At 44.9% G+C, this 19,650-nt stretch carries 19 protein-coding genes and 4 pseudogenes; 4 read left to right on the forward strand and 19 right to left on the reverse strand.

Annotated elements, in window-relative coordinates:
- A pseudogene (locus LQV63_RS15265) lies at positions 1-238 on the reverse strand (class I SAM-dependent methyltransferase); the annotation flags it as partial.
- A 707-nt stretch (positions 239-945) separates the two neighbouring features.
- Between LQV63_RS15265 and LQV63_RS15270 the strand changes: the two are divergent.
- Positions 946-1,194, forward strand: a complete 249-nt coding sequence (locus LQV63_RS15270) for a hypothetical protein (RefSeq protein ID WP_233697372.1) — start codon at positions 946-948, stop codon at positions 1,192-1,194.
- Between the two features lie 357 nt (positions 1,195-1,551).
- On the opposite strand, the gene LQV63_RS15275 is transcribed toward LQV63_RS15270, so the two are convergent.
- The 6 genes from LQV63_RS15275 to LQV63_RS15300 form a co-directional block, all read right to left on the reverse strand.
- Positions 1,552-3,150: an ABC transporter permease gene (locus LQV63_RS15275; RefSeq protein ID WP_233697373.1), complete on the reverse strand. Its 1,599-nt coding sequence runs from the start codon at positions 3,148-3,150 to the stop codon at positions 1,552-1,554.
- Positions 3,143-4,030 carry an ABC transporter ATP-binding protein gene (locus tag LQV63_RS15280; RefSeq protein WP_233697374.1) on the reverse strand — a complete coding sequence of 296 codons (888 nt, stop codon included), beginning with the start codon at positions 4,028-4,030 and terminating at the stop codon, positions 3,143-3,145. Before LQV63_RS15280 ends, LQV63_RS15275 begins: the two co-directional genes overlap by 8 nt.
- Before the next feature lie 342 nt (positions 4,031-4,372).
- Positions 4,373-5,131: a hypothetical protein gene (locus tag LQV63_RS15285; RefSeq protein WP_233697375.1), complete on the reverse strand. Its 759-nt coding sequence runs from the start codon at positions 5,129-5,131 to the stop codon at positions 4,373-4,375.
- Positions 5,128-5,811: an ABC transporter ATP-binding protein gene (locus LQV63_RS15290; RefSeq protein WP_233697376.1), complete on the reverse strand. Its 684-nt coding sequence runs from the start codon at positions 5,809-5,811 to the stop codon at positions 5,128-5,130. Before LQV63_RS15290 ends, LQV63_RS15285 begins: the two co-directional genes overlap by 4 nt.
- Positions 5,808-6,188, reverse strand: coding sequence for a GntR family transcriptional regulator (locus LQV63_RS15295; protein ID WP_233697377.1), 381 nt, complete (start codon positions 6,186-6,188; stop codon positions 5,808-5,810). Before LQV63_RS15295 ends, LQV63_RS15290 begins: the two co-directional genes overlap by 4 nt.
- A 502-nt stretch (positions 6,189-6,690) precedes the next feature.
- Complete coding sequence (locus LQV63_RS15300) at positions 6,691-7,128, reverse strand: Lrp/AsnC family transcriptional regulator (RefSeq protein ID WP_233697378.1); 438 nt, start codon at positions 7,126-7,128, stop codon at positions 6,691-6,693.
- 136 nt (positions 7,129-7,264) lie between these two features.
- Between LQV63_RS15300 and LQV63_RS15305 the strand changes: the two genes are divergently transcribed.
- Positions 7,265-7,852, forward strand: a complete 588-nt coding sequence (locus LQV63_RS15305) for a DJ-1/PfpI family protein (protein WP_233697379.1) — start codon at positions 7,265-7,267, stop codon at positions 7,850-7,852.
- Between the two features lie 240 nt (positions 7,853-8,092).
- Positions 8,093-8,197: pseudogene (locus tag LQV63_RS15310) on the forward strand (lysine transporter LysE); the annotation flags it as partial.
- Positions 8,198-8,243: 46 nt separating this feature from the next.
- Here LQV63_RS15310 and LQV63_RS15315 read toward each other — a convergent pair.
- The 5 genes and pseudogenes from LQV63_RS15315 to LQV63_RS15335 form a co-directional block, all read right to left on the reverse strand.
- A pseudogene (locus LQV63_RS15315) lies at positions 8,244-9,464 on the reverse strand (IS256 family transposase).
- Positions 9,465-9,834: 370 nt separating this feature from the next.
- Positions 9,835-10,248 carry an SMI1/KNR4 family protein gene (locus LQV63_RS15320; RefSeq protein ID WP_233697380.1) on the reverse strand — a complete coding sequence of 138 codons (414 nt, stop codon included), beginning with the start codon at positions 10,246-10,248 and terminating at the stop codon, positions 9,835-9,837.
- Between the two features lie 641 nt (positions 10,249-10,889).
- Positions 10,890-11,627 (reverse strand): annotated as a pseudogene (locus LQV63_RS32075) (IS4 family transposase); the annotation flags it as partial.
- A 283-nt stretch (positions 11,628-11,910) separates the two neighbouring features.
- A complete protein-coding gene (locus LQV63_RS15330) occupies positions 11,911-12,399 on the reverse strand; it encodes a DUF2199 domain-containing protein (RefSeq protein ID WP_233697381.1) in 489 nt (162 codons plus the stop codon).
- Between the two features lie 343 nt (positions 12,400-12,742).
- Positions 12,743-13,402: a CAP domain-containing protein gene (locus tag LQV63_RS15335; RefSeq protein WP_233697382.1), complete on the reverse strand. Its 660-nt coding sequence runs from the start codon at positions 13,400-13,402 to the stop codon at positions 12,743-12,745.
- A gap of 597 nt (positions 13,403-13,999) precedes the next feature.
- On the opposite strand from LQV63_RS15335, the gene pdxR reads away from it, so the two are divergent.
- On the forward strand, positions 14,000-15,436 hold the full coding sequence (pdxR, locus tag LQV63_RS15340; protein WP_233697481.1) for a MocR-like pyridoxine biosynthesis transcription factor PdxR: 1,437 nt from the start codon (positions 14,000-14,002) through the stop codon (positions 15,434-15,436).
- 81 nt (positions 15,437-15,517) lie between these two features.
- Here the strand turns inward: pdxR and LQV63_RS15345 are convergent, their stop codons facing one another.
- The 7 genes from LQV63_RS15345 to cyoC all read right to left on the reverse strand — a co-directional run bounded on the left by LQV63_RS15345 (position 15,518) and on the right by cyoC (position 19,649).
- Positions 15,518-16,219 (reverse strand): cytochrome c biogenesis CcdA family protein, encoded by a 702-nt coding sequence (locus tag LQV63_RS15345; RefSeq protein WP_019424624.1) that lies wholly within the window; start codon positions 16,217-16,219, stop codon positions 15,518-15,520.
- A 28-nt stretch (positions 16,220-16,247) separates the two neighbouring features.
- Positions 16,248-16,787, reverse strand: a complete 540-nt coding sequence (gene resA, locus LQV63_RS15350) for a thiol-disulfide oxidoreductase ResA (protein ID WP_233697383.1) — start codon at positions 16,785-16,787, stop codon at positions 16,248-16,250.
- A gap of 32 nt (positions 16,788-16,819) precedes the next feature.
- On the reverse strand, positions 16,820-17,395 hold the full coding sequence (locus LQV63_RS15355) for an SCO family protein (protein WP_325175886.1): 576 nt from the start codon (positions 17,393-17,395) through the stop codon (positions 16,820-16,822).
- An 18-nt stretch (positions 17,396-17,413) separates the two neighbouring features.
- Positions 17,414-17,752: a c-type cytochrome gene (locus LQV63_RS15360; RefSeq protein WP_233697384.1), complete on the reverse strand. Its 339-nt coding sequence runs from the start codon at positions 17,750-17,752 to the stop codon at positions 17,414-17,416.
- Between the two features lie 62 nt (positions 17,753-17,814).
- Complete coding sequence (gene cyoE, locus LQV63_RS15365; protein ID WP_233697385.1) at positions 17,815-18,696, reverse strand: heme o synthase; 882 nt, start codon at positions 18,694-18,696, stop codon at positions 17,815-17,817.
- Positions 18,693-19,022, reverse strand: coding sequence for a cytochrome o ubiquinol oxidase subunit IV (cyoD, locus tag LQV63_RS15370; RefSeq protein WP_019424619.1), 330 nt, complete (start codon positions 19,020-19,022; stop codon positions 18,693-18,695). Before cyoD ends, cyoE begins: the two co-directional genes overlap by 4 nt.
- A complete protein-coding gene (gene cyoC, locus LQV63_RS15375; RefSeq protein ID WP_233697386.1) occupies positions 19,023-19,649 on the reverse strand; it encodes a cytochrome o ubiquinol oxidase subunit III in 627 nt (208 codons plus the stop codon). It lies immediately after the preceding gene.
- Position 19,650: the final 1 nt, after the last annotated feature.

Genomic DNA, 19,650 nt, shown 5'->3' on the forward strand with positions numbered 1-19,650 from the left:
CTACGCCCGCATATCCTTCTTTCTCGCTGTCCAGAAGCATATCGTACAATATTCCGGTACCGCACCCCATATCCAGAATGCCCTCTTCCGCAATAAACTTTCTTATGTAACCGTACACAACCGAATATCTGGCATATTCCGTGATATCCGATAAATAATCCCATACGTTAGATTTGTACTCTTCGTCCCATTGCTGCTGATTACTCTCAATATAATCTTGTATTTTCGTATTTTCCATTTTTGATTCCTCCCACTCTAGTAGATGTGAACTTACTACTTGTCAACGATGAACAAGATACAACATGACAGCCAAAGAAAAGCAGCAACAAATCATAAAAAGGATAGCATTGTAAAAACAAAAGCAATAGAAGCGTGAAGATGAAGCATCGTGTTGTGGTGGTTGGAAAGTAGGTACAGAAGTGAAGTAACCTTTCTCTGAAAGATCTATTTCCTATAGTAGTATTACTGTTATATTTTGTCAATGTAGCAACTTACTGAAATCAACAAAATGCCCCCGTTTATTTATACGAGAGGCATCCTTCCCTATCAGCCGCATTGTGGCGATTACGTGCTCTTCAACTGTTCCAGCAGCGACTCCACATCATGGACCGGTGCCTGGCAAGCATAATCTGCGCATACGTATGCAGCAGGTTCGATCTTATTATCCAGCTTATAGACGATCGCCGTATCCGGCGCGTACGCCTGTTAAACGGCGGCATTGATTTGCTTGGTCAATGCATGCTCAGGATCTCCCTCAATTACGACTTTCCGCTGACCTCGAACCGCTTGCAGACATGCGAGAAGGGTCATCGCATATCCCGCGACGGATAACGCTTCACTGTACCATCGTTCATGGCGAAGGAGAACGCCTTCTCCCTGACTCCTTCGGGAAACTGGGAATGCTCGCAGTTGATACGAAAAAGCGTTGCATTCGGGTGCTGGTGCTTGATGCTTTTCATTGGCCAGCGAATGACGCTGGGCGTGTTGAATCCGACACAGCTCAATGAGGCACAGCTTGAGGTCTGCTGCAGCCAAAACATGAACCGATCCCGTTGCGGCTCGTATGGTTTTTCAATGAAATACCAATTTACACGCACATTGAGAAACATCGGGCCTCCGAAGTTCGGACAGTACGGCACCGGCGCCAATCAATACGCAGTCCGCTTCCCGAAGCGCATCAGCAGCAGCCTGTAAATGACTTGTTTCCGAGAAAGCCTTTAAAATCCCCTTACTTGCCGTCTGCGATCGATCCCTCGTGGAAAATGCGTGAATAAGCGGCCCGGTCCTCAGGTTCAAAAGATAATGCGGTCAAAACGGCCCGAATTACGCCGCAGCCAAGCGTCCACCGCTTGTATGAACATTTCCGGCGGCTTCCCTCTTCGTATAACCGAATACCCAGTTGATATCCCGCAGAATGCAACCGAGCGGATGGAGCTGAGCTCTGCCGCCAGTGTAAACAGGAGGTGTACCTTCTGTTTCCTAAATCGACATACTCTTATTACTGCGAAGATAAAGTCTCGGTGTGCACTACTGGTTAAATGCTTGTTCTCGTTAACGCTGAAGCTGGTTTCGTCTTCCTACTACAGCAGCCGCAAGCAGAATGAGAGTTACGACCAAATAGATAAGCGGCATGCCCTTCCCAGCCGATGAATCCATGCTGCCCATAAAATCGAAGATCTGCAGCTGGTTCATAACACCCACAAACATGATGACCAGGAAAACTACTTCGAAGGTTTTATTTGTCCGCGTCCATATACCTAAAGCAAGCGCAAGTGTAGGAATGAACACGGTTCCTACGAACCAGGCAAAAAGACCACCCATATCGCCTTCAAGGAGAAGCTGAATACCAAAGCCGATTCCCGTACCGAGCGCGATGATAAAGCCCGCAAACCAGGTTGCCGGAATCTGACGCTCAAGTGGATACATACTGGAGAACACAATATCCCGTGTATTGTTGCGCAGCTCGCGAACGCCCATAGAAGACCAGATTAGAATCGGCCATACCCAAGTGAGTGGTCCGAGCATACTTCTTACTATATCAAGCGGCAGCAGCAGATCTCCTGCTATGAAGAGGAAGGCAACCAGATACCACCACCACTTCTGTCCTTTCAGCATCAGCCACAGCTCATACCGCAGCAGGTTGAAGAAGCTGAACTGAAGCGATATGCCTGATAGGGCCTTGGCCGTCAAGCCGCCGCTTGATTCCCAGCCCTCATTTTTGTCGCCCTTCCTTTTCCTCCTGAACAGACTGAAGAGTTCGAAGGAATCCTTCGCCATCACCTTATCAAACCCTCTGAAAACCAAGGCCGCCAGCAGCACCACAGCAATGGCGATTACGACCCAGGCTAGACGACCCGCTATAACCTCCGATGACCAGTCGACACCGCTCCAGACAAAGGTTTCCAGCGGCCGGTCAAGCTCAATGATGCCGTCTGCCCGCTCCACGAGCCCTGTAACATTCTTCTGTTCACGGAACGTATCGATCATGCTATCATAGAACACTTCCAGTCCCATAGGACTGCTGAGGGCCAGATTGCCCATCTGCACGGTTACCCCATAATTCAGGAAGACCTGAGACCACAGGAAGAAGTAAACAATAATGCCAACTCCGCCGCTCAACACGCGTGTTGCCTCGAACAGCACAGCCAGTGCCGCTACAAGCGCCATCAAAGGCAAAGCAACGAGAAGAAACGGAAGCAGCAGGTCCAGCAGCCGGATCGTCGTATCCTCATTGCGAATCAACTGCATAGCGATCGACGCCAGAAAAGCGATAAACACGATAATCGTCAGCACAATAAAGTTACTCACAAACTTACCGAATAGATAGCCGAATTTGCTGATCGGTGTTGTGGCGATAATTTGCCCCACACGGGTCATCCGGTCGCGGTCAATAGCATTCTTCACAAGCGCGAAGCCGATTAGGCTCAAAATCGTGACCGTCGACATGACCACGGTGGCGCCAATCCAGGCGGAATTGTAGATGCCCCGGTGCTCGTTAATCATGACCACGCCGTACTTGGCATCTGTGAACGGAACGAAGAAATAAGCCGCAAGAATAGTCAGAACAATCGTTACAAGAAACCCGTAGCTGCGTGCCCGTTCGTAGAAGTCCGCCCGGACGATATGATAGAGGGAGCGAAAGCTAGTCATTCCGGCTTCCTCCCCGGCTGTCAGAAATGCAGTACAGATAAGCGTCCTCCATAGCTGGTGTAATTAGTCTTGCATCTGGTGCAGGCTTGGTATCTGATACGATTCTCACCTGAATGCCCTTGCCGCTGCGGATTGTGCCGCTGATAATCCACTGCATGCGCAGCGCCTGGACATCCTGTTCTGAGACGATAACCTCCCACACCTTGCCCTCCACCGTCTGCAGAAGCGTATCCGGATCAGAGTGATGCATCAGCTTCCCCTTCGATATGATCGCAATACTGCCGGCCGTCGCTTCCACATCAGAGACGATATGCGTAGAGAAAATAATGATCCGCTCGCCCGACAAGTCGGACAGCAGGTTGCGGAAGCGGACACGTTCAATCGGATCCAATCCGACCGTCGGCTCATCGACAATGAGAATTTGCGGGTCATTGAGAAGTGCCTGGGCAATCCCGACGCGTTGTCTCATCCCGCCGGAGAAGCCCCCGATCGGCCGTTTACGGGCATGCGTCAGATTGACGAGCTGCAGAAGCTCATCGATCCGCTTCTTCGCTGTCCGCTTGCTTATGCCTTTGATTGCCGCAATATATTCCAGAAATTCTACCGCGTTGAGATTTGGATAGACACCGAAATCTTGAGGCAGATAGCCGAGCACTCTGCGGATTTCGTTGGGCTTCTTGGAGATATCAATACCGTTCCAATGAACCGCCCCATTGGTAGCGTCCGTGATGGTGGATATAATCCGCATCAGCGTCGATTTTCCTGCTCCGTTCTCCCCAAGCAGCCCAAGCACGCCAGGCTCCAACCTCAGGTTAAAGTCCTTGAGTGCCCAGAAGTTCCCCTTGTACTGCTTGCTCACCTGATTGATTGCCAGCTCCATCTTACTATCATTCTCCTCTCCAATGTAACGGCTCCGGGGAACCGCTTGAAGCTTCAAGAAGCATCTATGCCTGCAAATGTTTCGTGTTTCCTCTGTATGTTCGTGTAATGGTCCGTCTATGACGGGTTTTGGGTGCTTGTGTACAATCAATGGTGTGGTCGATTTTGGTGTGCTGCTTCCTTGCGGGTTATGACAGCATGTGCATGTGCGGGACTGATTTGGAAGTGTTGTTGGGTCGGTGTTGGAAGTAACGGCCGCTCATGTGCAAGCTGCCGGTGTTTTGTCAGTGGTGTATCGTACAGGTTTAGGGTTAACCGGATGAAAGGCATGTGGGAGTCCAGGTCAGTTCGTGACCTGGACTCTTCCCTTCAGCAGCCAGCTGTTCGTCGCCAAAAGCGCCAGGGTGAGCACAAGCAGGAAGAGCAGACCGCCAAGCGAGTAGGTGGCATACTCCGCTGCCAGACTGTCATTCGCCAGACTGATACCAATCGGCAGCCGGAACGGCAGCCATTCGAACCATCCACCGAGCATGGAGCCGACACTGGCTGCCAGAATGGCGCACAAAACTACAAATGCCGGTACGGATCCATAACGCACGGCCTTGCCAGCAAGGAACAGAAAGCCGAGGCCGAAGCTGAACATAACAGCGTTTAACAGCATGATGGCATCCATCCGGTACGTCTCCGCCAGCAGCGGCTTCATTTTCTGTGAGATGCCGGTGAGCTTGCCGATGACATGAACCTCGTAAGTATAGATGCCGAGCATGGCAGCAGAGGATGCCGCCATGATGAGCACCGTTTGCGCCGCCGCTACGGTCAGCTTCGACAGCAGGACCGGATAACCGGAATACGATGAATTAATCCAGTAATAAACCGAGTGGGTTTTCCATTCCGCCTGCAGCGATTGAAGGTATAGAACAGGCAGCAGGAAGGCGCTCAAATACGTGACAAATATAGCAAGGACGGTTGCAAGCCCGGGCTCAACCCCGTGTGCCAGCAGGAAGCAGCCCAGCTGCAGAAACATCAGCAGCGAGAAGGAGAGCACGAAGGCGAATCGGGATTGGCGCATATCTTTGGGTAATAGAAACCGGAAAGCTTTCACAACAGCGCCTCCCTCATGACATCCAGTACACTCATGCCTCTTGATTCGCGGAGGTCCTCCACAATTTCCGAAACGAGCATCCTTCCATCCTGCATGAACAGCAGATGATCCAGGTACAGCTCGATCTCCGCCACCTCATGGGTCGATACAATAATCGACTGCTTCTCCAACTCCGTATGCTCCGCCATCATTTCAAGCAGATGCTCCCTGGTGATCGGGTCAAGGCCCGAGAGCGGCTCATCCATGATGAGCAGCGGCGCTGAACGACTCAGCGTCAAGATCACCTGCAGCCTTGCGCGGTTACCCTTCGACAGATACCTGACTTCTTTATCCGCGTTCAAATTAAAACGTCGGGTTAGCGCTTCCGCCTTGGCAGTCTGAAAATCCGTATACAGCTGGGCAGCCAATTGCAGTGACTGCTGGACGGTAAAGAACGGATACAGCCACTCGCGTTCAGGTGAGAAGGCCACCTGTTCTCTCGTTTGTCGGCCGACCGCTTCCCCGTTCATGAAGATGCGCCCTTGCGCTGGACGGACCAGACCGGCTATCAGATGGAGCACGGTTGATTTGCCGCTCCCGTTCGCCCCGATCAGACCGATAATGCCGGCATGCGGCACAGAGAAACTCAAATCGTGGAGCACCTTCTTATAACGGACCTGCTCAAATGTAACTAAGCTCAAGATTTGGTATCCCCCTTTGCCTGCATGCTGCTGTTGATCATGCTCATAATATCGTGCGGAGTGTGGCCGAGCTGCCTCATGCTCTCGAGGAAGAGGAAAATCTGATTGCGAGTGAGCTCCTGCCGGAGACGCTCCAGCAGCTCGATATCCGCTGTCACGAATGTCCCCTGGCCTCTTCTCGTCTCCACTACGCCACGCCTTTCCATCTCCATATAGGAACGTTGAATGGTATTCGGATTAACGCCTACTTCAACTGCCGTATCCCTTACCGACGGCAGCTTGTCGCCAGGCCCGAGCTCCCCCCTGCATATACGCTGGAAGAATATATCCATGATCTGGGTGTATATCGGCTGTGAATGCTGAAACGAATGTGTCATGGATATCTCCCTTCTCCATCGTATGATTGACTTAGTGTTCTAGGTACATAGTACACTGTGACAGAAGGGAAAGCAAGGGTGATTTCCCTTTCTTTTCAAACAATTAACGACTCTCTTCTACCTGGCCCCATACTTCCTGGAGTGTGAAGCAGAATCCAGTCTCTAAAGAGTTAATACCATAATCAAAGTGCCAGATTCATTTGTACTTCAACGATATTGGCATAGCTTCAAACAAGAAATTTCCCCACTCTCTGCAAGCTTTTTCTCCCTCCTCCTTTTCTTCCGGCCACTTACCGGGATAGCTCTCTTGTGAAAGCTGATTTTTGGACTCACTTCAAAAATCTAGTCATTTACCCGTCAGATAGAGAAACAGACATACAAAAAACGCCATCCCTTCCTATGATTCTACAGAAAGAATAGCGCATCTTTCGTTTTGGGAGTACTTAATCTTATTAGGCTGATGACGACTGAAGTTATTCCATATACGCCAATACCTCTCTCTTTAACTTTCGTTTGTATAATTACTTCTTACTTTTTTAACATTGGATGACAAAACAATATTAGTTGAAGGTGTTCCATATTTCATGGCTTCGTCAATAAATATTTCTAAACTCTCCACAGAATTAGTAGCTACTTTTGCAATATAGCTAATTTCCCCAGCCACCCGATAGCATTCCAATACGTCAGGATGATTGTGACAAAAACTTGCCAAAGCTTTGCAGTCCTTTGATTCAAATAATATAAGAGCCATGATGTTCCGACCTAATTTTTTTAGGGATACACTCGCATGATATCCTTCAATCGTATGATTATCTTCTAACTTTCTTACTCTTTCAATGACAGCTGGTGAAGATAAATGAACAATCTCCGCCAACTCTTTCATTGAAATCTTAGAATTCTTCTGTAATTCGTTTAATATTCTCTGATCAATCTTATCCAAATGTACACAACCTTTTTTTATAAAGCATACTATCCAAATCTCCTAAATAAGTAAAGCTAAACCATGTATTAATCGTGCCTGACCTATGTTATTAGCATTTATTTCTGTCTAAAATAATAACAAAGGAGGCTAAATAATGAAAAAAATATTGTTATTATTAGCAGATGGCTTTGAAGCTGTGGAAGCTAGTATGTTCACAGATGTTTTTGGTTGGAATAAGTGGGAAGGAGATGGATCTACAGAATTAGTAACTGTCGGATTCCGTAAAAAATTAAAATGCACTTGGAACTTTACGATCATTCCTGAAAAAGTAATTTCTGAAATAAATTTAGAAGAATTTGATGCCTTAGCTATCCCTGGAGGGTTTGAAGAAGCTGGTTTTTACAATGACGCTTTTGATGAAAGGTTTCTTGAAATTATTAGGTACTTTCATTCTGGACAAAAACCGATTGCTAGTATTTGCGTAGCATCTTTAACCTTGGGTAAAAGTGGAATATTATATAATAGAAAGGCAACCACTTACAGCCATCCAACTAGTCATCGAAAAGAACAGTTAAAAACATTTGGCGCAAACGTCCAGAACGTACCTATTGTTCAAGACGGCCATATTATAACTTCATCGAATCCAGCTACTGGATTTGATGTTGCTTTTCTTTTACTTGAAAAATTAACCTCAGAAAAGAACGTCAAACGTATTAAAGAATTAATGGGATTTGAAATTTGATATTAAAAAAGAGCTTATATTCGTATAAAGGAATGTGTAGTAAGATATATCTGATACTATTTCAAAGAACAGCAATAATAATATACGAGTTTCTTGGTTCAAATGGTAAAGTACTTTTTGCTTATTCTGAATGGTAATCGTTTATGGATACTAATAAATCCATACAAATATTGAATTTCAACGCTAAAGTGTATATATAAATGGACGTGTGAAGTCATCAAATTTGAAAGAAGTGTTTTTTTGAATCTATTTTTCACGTATTTTCTAGCGGGTCTTGCAATTGCAATGCCTGTAGGAGCTATGACAGTTGAAATGACGAAGCAAGGGGGTCTGTCAAGATTTTTGTGTAAACCCTTGTAGACGGGTTTTCCCCCTTTGGGAAAACCCCTGTTTAGCGTAAGTGCTGGCCAACGCGGTCCGGAAAGAAAACGGACAACTGAAGAAGCATTTGTCCCCAATTTTGAACACGGCCTGTCCATTTACGGACTACGTCCATAGTGGCCAGATAGAGCATCTTAAGCAGCGCTTCGTCGCTTGGAAAAATACTCTTTCCCTTCGTTACTTTGCGAAGCTGACGGTGATAACTATCGATGATGTTCGTGGTGTAGATGAGCTTACGGATCTCCGGGGGATACTTGAAAAAGGTTGCTAGTTCATCCCAATTCTTACGCCATGACTGGATAATGAGGGGGTATTTCGTTCCCCAGATTTCTTCGAACCGATCGAGTTCGACAAGTGCGGCTTCCTCGGTTGCAGCCTTGTAGATCAGCTTCAGGTCAGCCGTTACCTTTTTCAAATCTTTGTAGGAGACGTAACGGGTTGAGTTGCGAATCTGGTGAATAATACACTTCTAAATCTCCGTCTGTGGGTAGCAAGCGGCGATGGCTTGGGAGAAACCGTTCAGGTTGTCCACACAGGTAATGAGAATGTCCTGGACGCCTCGATTTTTCAGCTCATTTAAGACGCTGAGCCAGAACTTAGCGGACTCATTCTCGCCGATCCACATGCCCAGCGCATCCTTATTTCCGTCCAGATCGATCCCTATGACCATGTAGGCTGCTTTGTTCACAATGGCTCCGTCCTGCTTGACTTTAAAGTGGATAGCATCTAGAAAGACAACGGCGTAGACACCTTGCAGAGGTCGATTCTGCCACTCTTTGATGAGTGGAACGATCTTATTCGTCACATTGGAAATGAGTGTTGGAGAAACCTCAAGGCCGTACAGGCGCTGAAGATGATCTTGAATATCCCGAGTGCTAACGCCTTTGGCATATAGCGCAACGATTTGATCCTCAATGCCTGTCACATTCGACTGATGCTTCTTCACGACCAGCGGCTCAAACTCACCCAAACGATCACGCGGAACCATGATTTCCTGTTCGCCGTACTCGCTGACTACCGTTTTCTTGCTTTTTCCGTTTCGACTGTTTGGTGTGGTTTTGGCTTTCACTTCGTGTTTCTCGTAGCCCAGATGCGTGTCAAGCTCCGCCTCCAGCATCTCCTGGATCGTCTCGGCAAACAGCTCTTTCAAGGCGTTTTGTGCATCCTGAGCCGTCACTAGCTTATTCTCTTTAATGAATTCCCGTAGTTGTTGTTTCGTCCAAAGTCCCATGTGTTCTCCCCAACCTTTCGTCTAGTTAAATTTTAATTGATTTTGGGAGTTTACACACTTTATTTTACAGACTCTGCTTTCAGCAGATGAAAACTTTGTTCGTAGCACTTTTGAAAATCATCAATATCCTTTTAGCTGTGAAAGGCATTCTTGACTTTGTTGTAACAATGAAGAGCTTAATAGTTCTCTAGATCTTCATTGGTTTGTTTGATACAGGGTAGTTTGTTTGCATCAGCGCCCAAGCTACCCCTATTTCCATTTTGTTAGTTATAACACAATCTAGTAATTCGTAAGCATCGTTTGTATTTATTTTAAACCTATTTTCAACTATAGTCGGATGAGTTATTACATTCACAATCATATCCGTATTTCATGTGAATTTTTCAAACATATTTACAACAAATTCTTCGAAAGTCTTTTCGTCCCTCGGATTAATTGACAAATCATCATCATGCCATATTTCAACAATAGACCAGTTAGCAGTTGTTAAAAACCCCACTCCATCTCCACTGCAATTATCACCAAACAATAATATCTCTTTCAGTTCTGGACGAAACTCTGTATCATAAAGATCATCAAATATTTCGTCTACTTCAACTAGGCCACTGTAAAAACTAAAATATGTATCGTTAACAGTCCCATATCCAACTTCTCTTAAAAAATCAATATAATCCTTAGGAATACCTTCTACTATCTCTTTTTTTAGCTCAGTCTCTGATAAGGCTTCTAAATTATGCTTGGAAGGATTTTTTCTTATTGATTCAAGAATATTGTTATATCTCATTTATTGATCCTGCTCCCTTATGAAATCAGACATTTAAGATACTATTTCTTTACTTTTTTCATCAATTTTAGCTCCTGCTTTTCGATATTCATCTTAGCTTCCTTGGAATTCTAAATTGCGTACGATCAAAAACAGGATATAACTCCTCATTAATTGTCTCTCCTGAAATATGGAATCCGTCTCCATCCCAATTTCGAATAAAGCCCCAATCATTAAACCAAATTGACTCTTTATCAAGGATATGAACTAAGGTTCCAATCAAGCTAAGTTGTTGCAAGGAAACGACCCAATCCAGGGTGCTGACCTCGTCACAGAGCAAATAAAACAGACCTCCGATCGTCCGCTGATCAGTGCTTTTTCTGTGCTGCCATGCAAGTAAATTGTAGCGAGTAGTGCTTCTAATGATTTTCCATCATTTATTCTTTTGTTAGAAAACTTGAACAAATAATTCATCATTCAAAACTTCACGAAATTCCAAATCGATTGAAATTAGGGAAATTGATATTATGTATCTGTAGCCCAAACACCATTATATTATAATATGGTAATAAATGATTGATAACTTAGCAAATAAATCGGGCGATAGGCCGTCATTGTTCCCAGCTTACAACACCTTATACCTATGCAGATATATCTATAACTCAACTTTCGCAGCATGAAATAGGCAGGTAAGACTTGATGTAGCTTGGTAAACCGGCGATCCATTGCTGAAGTTGACTTTGAATTAACTTCGAAATGCTTTTACTGTTTTCGTGGAAATCTCATTGATTAACCCGAAGACGATGGTTGTATGGCTAACAAGCAAATCATAGGAGCGACCTTGAAACTCCTTTTGTAGACGCAAAAGTGACTTCGCACACTTAAAAAAGACTTCAATGTCCCAACGCATTGCATAGATTCGGATGAGATCTTCGACGGCCAGCGCCAGATCCGTGGAGAGAATGGCAAGCCATTCATTTTTCTTTGAACGATGACGGACAAACACTACCTGGACTGGAATGCCCGGAACCAGCTCCGTTCGTATCGAACGAAGGATGTTACGGTTCCTCCCTTCCACCCGTAGTGCAGCAGCATATAGCTTCTGTAAGGGAAAGCCGATTTTCGTTTACGACATATCGTTTGTTGTCGTTTTGACCATACCAATAACATGCAACCCACGTTCCACGAGTTGCCCGATAAGCGGTGCATGAGTAAACCAACTATCCATCAGCGCATAATAGGAAGCAAACACCTGCGACTATGGCGCGATCGACCATCGCTGTAATGACTTGCGGGGCCGAAAGCAAGGCTTCTTGACGGCGTTTGTAACCGGACGTGCGTTTATCGATTCCATTTAGGATCCCGTTAATCTGGGACTTCGTTGAGCTGAGTAAGGCGAAATGAGCAAGTGAAGCCAAATTTCTTCTTAAATCCAGCATTTTTCAAGTGTTGTAATACCTTTAGTTCCTTAAATGCTGGCTATATTTCGTTTGGGAGTTGATTATGATGCTCTTTCTGCTCTATCATATAGAGGACACCTCTTCTGTGTGGTAGTGGAAGCTTCGCAACTCTGACTTTACCAAACGAAGCGGTGTTTTTCTATTTTTCAAGAGTTATATTTAACTTAGTCTAGGCTCATACAGAACAAACAACTAAGCCGTGTTCGGCTCTGCGAAAGTTGAGTTACTGACTATGATTTATTAAATGAGCAATTTCTTTAACTCTCCCCATTGTAATTCCTTCTCTTTGTTCAACTGCAAGTGGATGATTCGTTTGTTCTAATTCTATTAACGGAACAGCACCAACTTCTTGTGTATGTACCATTGTCTTTAACGATAATGTAGTTATTGGATATATTGAAAGTTCAGTCGATAACCAACCAAAATAAGGTTTTTCATTTTCCCTTCCTTCTACGTGCAATAATTCATTAGATTTCAAAAAGTTTTCTTCACTAAGAGAAACCCAAACGCTCCATATAAATTTCTCTTTACTATCAATTATTGGTATTTCAATATGTCCTCTAATAAAGAAATGCTGTTCATCAATTACACAAAAATCTCTAATTAATTCTGTTCTTTTCTCTTCTGGTACAGTGTAAAAATAATATGGTGCTTCAATTCCGTAACATAAAGGAACTTCACTTAATTCGTTGTTACAGTGAGGGCATTTCATGTTTTTTGCTCCTTATCATTTCTCGCCGATTTCTTATAACGTAATATTCACGAAGTTAGTGAATCTACAGAATACAATTGAATAAACAAACCGTGATTGAAATTGCTCCTATGGACTATAGTCTTATTATACTATTAAATGGAAGGATATGAAGAGAACTACACTCTTTCTCCTAAACAAAAAAACTCCCACCAACACTAGCCCCTCCTTGGATTTTTAGGATATTTTTGTCCATATAACGAGATTAGCAACCATAAAATAAAAAGAAAAACCCATGTCTGTTGACACGAGTTTTATATTATCAGCTTTGATGATTATGGTAATCTTTTTGTTGCTTTTCGCACTAGCCAATAAATTCTTGAACCCACTCGCTGTTATAGTAAGCTATTCCGATTTGGGTGAAGCTACTATTCAGGATGTTGGCACGATGGCCTGGACTGTTCATCCATTGGTTCATCACTTCCGCCGGGCTCGTCTGGCCTTTGGCGATGTTTTCCCCTGCTGAGCTATATGTGATCCCGAATGCCTTCATCATATCAAACGGGGATCCATAAGTCGGAGACTGATGATCAAAATAATTGTTGTTGTACATATCCTGTGCCTTGGCCATAGCCATTTTCGAGAGACTGCTATTTAAACTAAGGGGTTTCAAGCCTGCGTTCGTTCGTTCTTGATTCACCAGATCCAACACTTGCTGCACAGATTGGGATGGATTGGCGGACTGTTGCGGATTTACGGTCTGATCCGCTGAGCTTTCTGCCGGTGCATTGTTGCGTGTGAACCCACCCAGCCAATTCGAAGCGTCATTGGATGCTTGTTTAGGCGTAATCGATGATTTCCCTGCACCCGCTGTGGAAGTGGAAGATGCTTGAGTTAAGGTTGACGTTGAAGCAGCATTACGAGCATGAGTTTCAACCTTCGTTTGTTTAGGAGTCATTTGCTTGTTTGTCGAATGATTGCTCATACAAGCTGTAACAAGTAATAGTGCTGCTATTACGATCAATGGTTTTATAACAACCCCTCCTGAACATTCAAAGTAGTGACGTTATCGAATAAAGTTTTTGTAAAGTTCCTTTGATTTATTCATACCTAATTCAAAAACATTTTGTCGCTTACATTCACAAGTTTAGCCAAGGACAAAAAGATATCCTCATTCGCTTTGCTTATACAGGTATCTCCTTAGTTGACCCACAATTAAATTGATTCACGCGAACATCCCATCAATGGCATGTGCTGTAGCCGATGGAAAGAAAAATAGGTTTATTTTCTCTTCTATGGAATAAATCTCCTCCCATAGTTGAACACCTTATCATATATGTCCCTTCCTCATCTTGATAAGTATATACTCTAGACTCGTCTTATGTGAAATTTTGAGCACACTGCTACATTTGACACACAAACATCACACCTCAGAACTTTCGAACCGGAGAGGAACCATCCAATTGCAAACACAATCACCATCCATGTTCAACAGATTGAGATACATTCGTCATTTTTAGGATGACAAGAGCGGCTCTTTTTTACAAGCCAAATGTTATGATAAAAAGATTCCTGTGATAATAATCCATCTAATAAAATACTAGGCGAGGAGGTGATAATGATGTGGAAGCCTGACCGTAGCAGCAACGAGCCTCTATATCAACAAATTGCTGATGACATCGAACGGAGAATTTCATACGGTGAGTTTCCGCCAGGCAGTCTGCTGCCTTCCGAACGAAAATTAGCCGATCAATTGGAAGTGAATCGAAGTACGGTTGTCCTTGCCTATGCGGAGCTTCGTGCGCTTGGGATTATCGAGAGCCGTACAGGAAGTGGAACTCGGGTAAGCAAGTATAAATGGGGAGCAACACCGAAACATACCCCTAACTGGCATCGTTATGTGGAAGGCGGGAGTTTCTTGCCTAACCTGACTTTTTTGCGCCGTATCCGGGAAGCTCTTCAAAAAGACAAATCTTTGATTGATTTTGCTAGCGGCGAACTTGGGGCGGACATCTCTCCTGTGAAAGAAATAAATACGCTTATCGACGAAAACCACTATACGGAATATCTTGGATATGACGATCCTCAAGGATTTGTTCCACTCCGAGAAGCGCTCGTCTCGTATTTAAGTCAATATCGGGGCATTCAAACCACAGAGTCGTCGATCCTCATCACATCCGGCTCCCAGCAATCCTTATATTTAATTACCCAGTGTTTGCTGACCCCCGGAGATGCGGTTGCAATTGAAGATCCGTCGTATTGCTACTCGCTGCCCATGTTTCAATCGGCAGGTCTTCGATTATTCCGTCTTCCCGTCGACCAGCAAGGAGTCCGGCCCGAGGATGTTCGCACTCTTTATAAAAAACATCGTATCAAGATGGTGTTCATAAATCCGAATTATCAGAATCCAACAGGCGCTCTCCTCGATGCTGAACGCCGCATTGAACTGCTTAATGTTGCGAGCGAACTGGGGCTGCCGATTGTAGAGGATGATCCCTTTAGCCTCACTTCCTATGATGGAACGCCGCCGCTGCCGCTCAAATCCATTGATTCTATCGGATCGGTCCTCTATATTGGCTCTTTCTCCAAAATCGCAGCATCCGGGCTGCGTGTTGGGTGGATGGTCGCTCCTCATTCCGTTGTCGAGCGGCTAGCCGATGCCAGACAGCAGATGGATTTCGGACTTAGCGTCGTTCCTCAAAAGGTTGCTGCGCAATTCTTTAAGTCTCCATATATCCAGTCTCATTTGGACCGATTGCGAATGCATCTGCTCTATAAACGGGATTTGTTGATAGAAGCGCTTCGGAATGAACTGCCGGGCCTGGTCAGCTTCTCGATTCCACAGGGTGGCTTGCACCTGTGGTGTAAGATTATACCCGAGGTGAATGATAGTAAGTTGTTGGAAGAAGCTATCCGAAATGGAGTAATCTTTGTGCCTGGCAGCGTCTATGGTTCGGATTCCGGTTATGTGCGCTTCACTTTTGCAAGGCCTATGGCTGATGAAATTGTTCCGGGTGTTTCCAAATTTGCCTCATCTCTTCGGAGCGTTCTTGCTTAATCCAATTAAAAAGGTGAATGAAAGTTTTGTATAGTATCATACAAGTCTTTTCACTCACCTTTTTATTGTCTGTCTATTTAGTCACAGAAAACTCGAAAACCACGTATTCATCATGCTCACTTTATCGAAGTAGAGCAGCATGCCCACAATGAGAAGAAGTACGCCGCCAATTTTCATAAGCATACCGGAATACTTCAGTATCCCCTTTATTTTCCCAATAAAATAGGCCATGACGATAAAAGGAATCCCAAACCCTAATGAATAGGCAGTCACGTTAACAAAGGTCTGAACCGGGTTCGGGTTGATGATATTCGAGTACATAATCGCTCCGAATATGGGACCTATACAAGGGGTCCAACCAGCAGCGAAAATAATACCAACGAGCACAGAACCTAGTGATTTGTTCATCTTCGCTTTTATAAAGGGGAAACGAAACTCCCTCATCATCATTTGAGGCTGAAATATTCCAATCAGAAATAAACCCATGACAGAAATAAATACGCCTCCAAGCATTCGAATCAGATCGCGATAATTTTCAAATAGATGACCCATAAAACTTGCTGAAAAGCCTAAAATATAGTATACGAGAGAGAAACCAAACAGAAACAAAACAGAATTGAGAAACAATATTTTATGAATCTTGGAAGAGTCCCTCGTCTGCAATTGACTTACTGACATCCCTGTAATATAAGAAAGAAAAGACGGGTATAAAGGCAACGTGCACGGCGAGACAAATGCCAGTACTCCCCCGCCAAACGCGATAGACCATGTTAAAGTATCCATTCCGACAGTTCTCCAGTCATATCATACGTTATTTACGTTCAGGCTTAGGTTGAATCCGTTCCATTACATTCATAATAAAATCGGAACTGTCCAACTCCCCTGAGATCTTCTCCACGATGTGACCTTTGTCGTCAATCAGAAAAGTTGCCGGCAAACCACCAATTTTATACCGTTTCTTCACATCGCTTTGTTGATCAAGCAGTATGGGGAATTGCAAGTGATAACGATCTGCAAATTGGCTTACTTTTTCCTTGGCTTCTCCCATATTGACAGCAAGGATCTCAACACCTGGCAATCTCTGATAGGTTTCATTCAAAAGCGGCATTTCATTGACGCATGGGTCGCACCAGGATGCCCAGAAGTTCAGAAGAACACCTGAACCACGGTAGTCGGATAATTGTACCGTTTCCCCTTGCAAATTGGTTAATGTAAAATTCGGCGCTTTCTTGCCTATCTCAACATCTTCACGATTTCCCGCCAGCGTTTGCATAATCGCATAGCCAACAGCAATCAGGATAAGGATCAGAACAATCGCTCGCGTCCATGAAGAACGTGCAATAATCTCCAATTCTATCAACTCCTCCCCGCCAAATTCCCTCCCTATTGTTGCAATGCTTCAACATCTTTCATAATTTTATCGTAAGGCGTATCCGTCATCCCATCGTACTTGGCAACAACTGTCCCTGATGGGTCGACCAAAAAAAACGAAGTACCGTGAATAACCTGATCGGAGGACGTATCCTTCGCAACAGCAGTCTTAAACGAATTGACAATAAATGTTTTGATCTCGTTAAACTCATAACCGGTTAACGCATGCCAATTTGAGAAATCAGCGTCAAATTTAGTAAGGTAATTTTTTAATGCCTTAGGATCATCCCGCTCTGGATCTACAGAGAAAGAGATCAATACCGCCTCAACACCCGCTGATTTTAATCGCTTTTGCAATTCAGACATGTTGGCTGTCATCGTCGGACACACCGTTATACAATGCGTAAAAACAAAGTCCGCGATCCACACCTTGCCTTTCAAATCAGACAAAGACACCGGGTTCCCATCTTGATTGATGGACTCAAAAGGCGCAACCTGGTAATTAAGCTGATTCGGCTTGCCGCTGCCACATGCGGATGCAATGATAATCATCAAACCAATTAAGACGTATATGACTGCCTTTTTCACCGAAAATCCCCCCTGCACCTATTTATTTTTCGAGAGCCATTGCGATAAAGCTTGAATTTCCTCGGCACTTAACATCTTTTTGAAGGCCGGCATGCCTCTTGCGCCATCATGTATAATCTCGATCAGTTGCTGCTCCGTCAATTTGGAGCCAATCTCCTGCAAACCCGGGCCTACTTTTCCGCTTAGATCAGCAGCATGGCAGGATAAACATTGTTTTTTATATATTGCCAGTGCGTTTGCGTCTCCCGGAGCAGTCATTCCTTCATTTGTTGCTTGATTGTTAGTTCCTTCACTACACGCAGTTATAACAAGCACAATCATAACAATAAGAAAAAATGTAAGGTTTGCCTTCAACACGACCCACTCCCACTCCTAAAATAACGGATAAATGTCTTCATTCGTCATCCAAGTGAACAGCCTTAGATTGGACGACCGGCAGTATCCAAAATCATGATGAAAAAGATGACCATCAAATAATTCACCGAAATCAAGAAATTCGTTTTGGCCCACTTGTCGTTATCCAATGCAGCAGGACCTATTATCGTATGCCATACCCAAACGACACCTGCCAGCAAAGAGACTGTAAGGAATATTATGCCTGCATAACCATAGGTGTAAATCAACACAACAGTCGGAAGAAGCAAGACTACATAGGGGATCATTTGCAGCTTCGTCCGGCGTACCCCTTTACGAACCGGCAAAAGCGGAAATCCCGCAGCCTGATACTCGTCTACTCGCCGGATGGCAAGCGACCAGAAATGAGCGGGCTGCCACAGAAATAATAACGCGAACAGAAGCAGAGCGCCTGCATCTGCCTCATTGGTAAACGCACAGTAACCAATTACCGGCGGCATTGCGCCAGAGATGCCTCCAATCGATGTACTCCAGGTCGAGGTTCGCTTTAACCACATCGTATACAAGACGATATAGACAAACATGCCGAGCAATCCGAGCCAGCCGCACAGCGCGTTTACTTTCCAAAACAGGACGATTTCTCCCGCTATTCCAAGCGCCAGGGCGTACAACAGCACGCCCCTTATTTTCAATCGGCCTGTCGCCAGCGGCCTATCCTTCGTTCGGCTCATCTTTTGATCCAGCTTCCAGTCCCAGATGTTGTTCATTACGCACGAGGATGCCATCGTTAAAGCGGTGCCTAGAAGCATCCAAAACAAGAAGCTCCAATCCACCATCCATTTGGAAGCCAGCCAATACCCGCCAAACGCGGCAACGAGATTTAGTTGAAGGATTCGGGGCTTTGTCAGTTGAATCCAAGTCAATACACTTGCGGATGACCTGCTCATGTTGCCACCATATTGAATAACATGATCCACATGGAGCCGATTACGATAACCAGCAAAATGATCAAGCCCAGAATCAACGTCACCAAATTATAACGAGGCTTTTTTTCCTCCCGCAGATGCATGAAATAGATCAGTTGAACGACGAACTGCAACACTGCTGCCGTCATCAGAACGATGGTGTTCGTCATCCCCTCGGCCCATCCGTACAAGACGGCAGTAATCGGAATGATCGTCAATACGATAGAGAATAGGAATCCGATCGTATACGATTTCAGGGAACCCTGGGTCTCGGCGTCATGCGGATGTGTCATGTCATGCTGCGTCATCTATCTCACCCCCATCAAATAGACAATCGTAAACACAAAAATCCAAACCACATCAAGGAAATGCCAAAACAGGCTGATCACATTCACTTTGCGCTTCGTTACCGGCGTAATGCCGTGTTTGGCCAGCTGAATAATCAAAGCAATCATCCAGACCAATCCTATGGATACATGGAGCCCATGAGTCCCGACCAATGTAAAGAAAGCGGATAAAAATGCGCTCGTGCTTATGGTGGCTCCCTCATGCACCAGATGGATAAATTCATTGACTTCCAGCACAATGAAGGTCGCACCGAGCAATGCCGTGACACCGAGCCATCCCATTAGGGCTTGGCGATTGCCTTTATGCATGGCCAGCACGGCGAGACCGCTCGTATAGCTGCTGGTTAGCAAAATGAAAGTGCTTGCAATAATGCCGCCCATCTGGAACAGTTCTTCAGGCCCAGGCCCACCGTTTCTGTTGCCTTGCAGGACAATATAGGCAGCAAACAAAGTGCCGAAAATAATCACATCCGTCATCAGGTAGATCCAAAATCCGAATGTGCGCATTTCTTCCATATCCGGATGGTCGTGATGATCCGAACTTGATACGTGTTGATTGGCATGTCCGGAATCGTTTAATTGAGCCATT

The sequence above is a fragment of the Paenibacillus profundus genome (assembly GCF_021369635.1).
GTDB lineage: Bacteria > Bacillota > Bacilli > Paenibacillales > Paenibacillaceae > Paenibacillus_B > Paenibacillus_B profundus.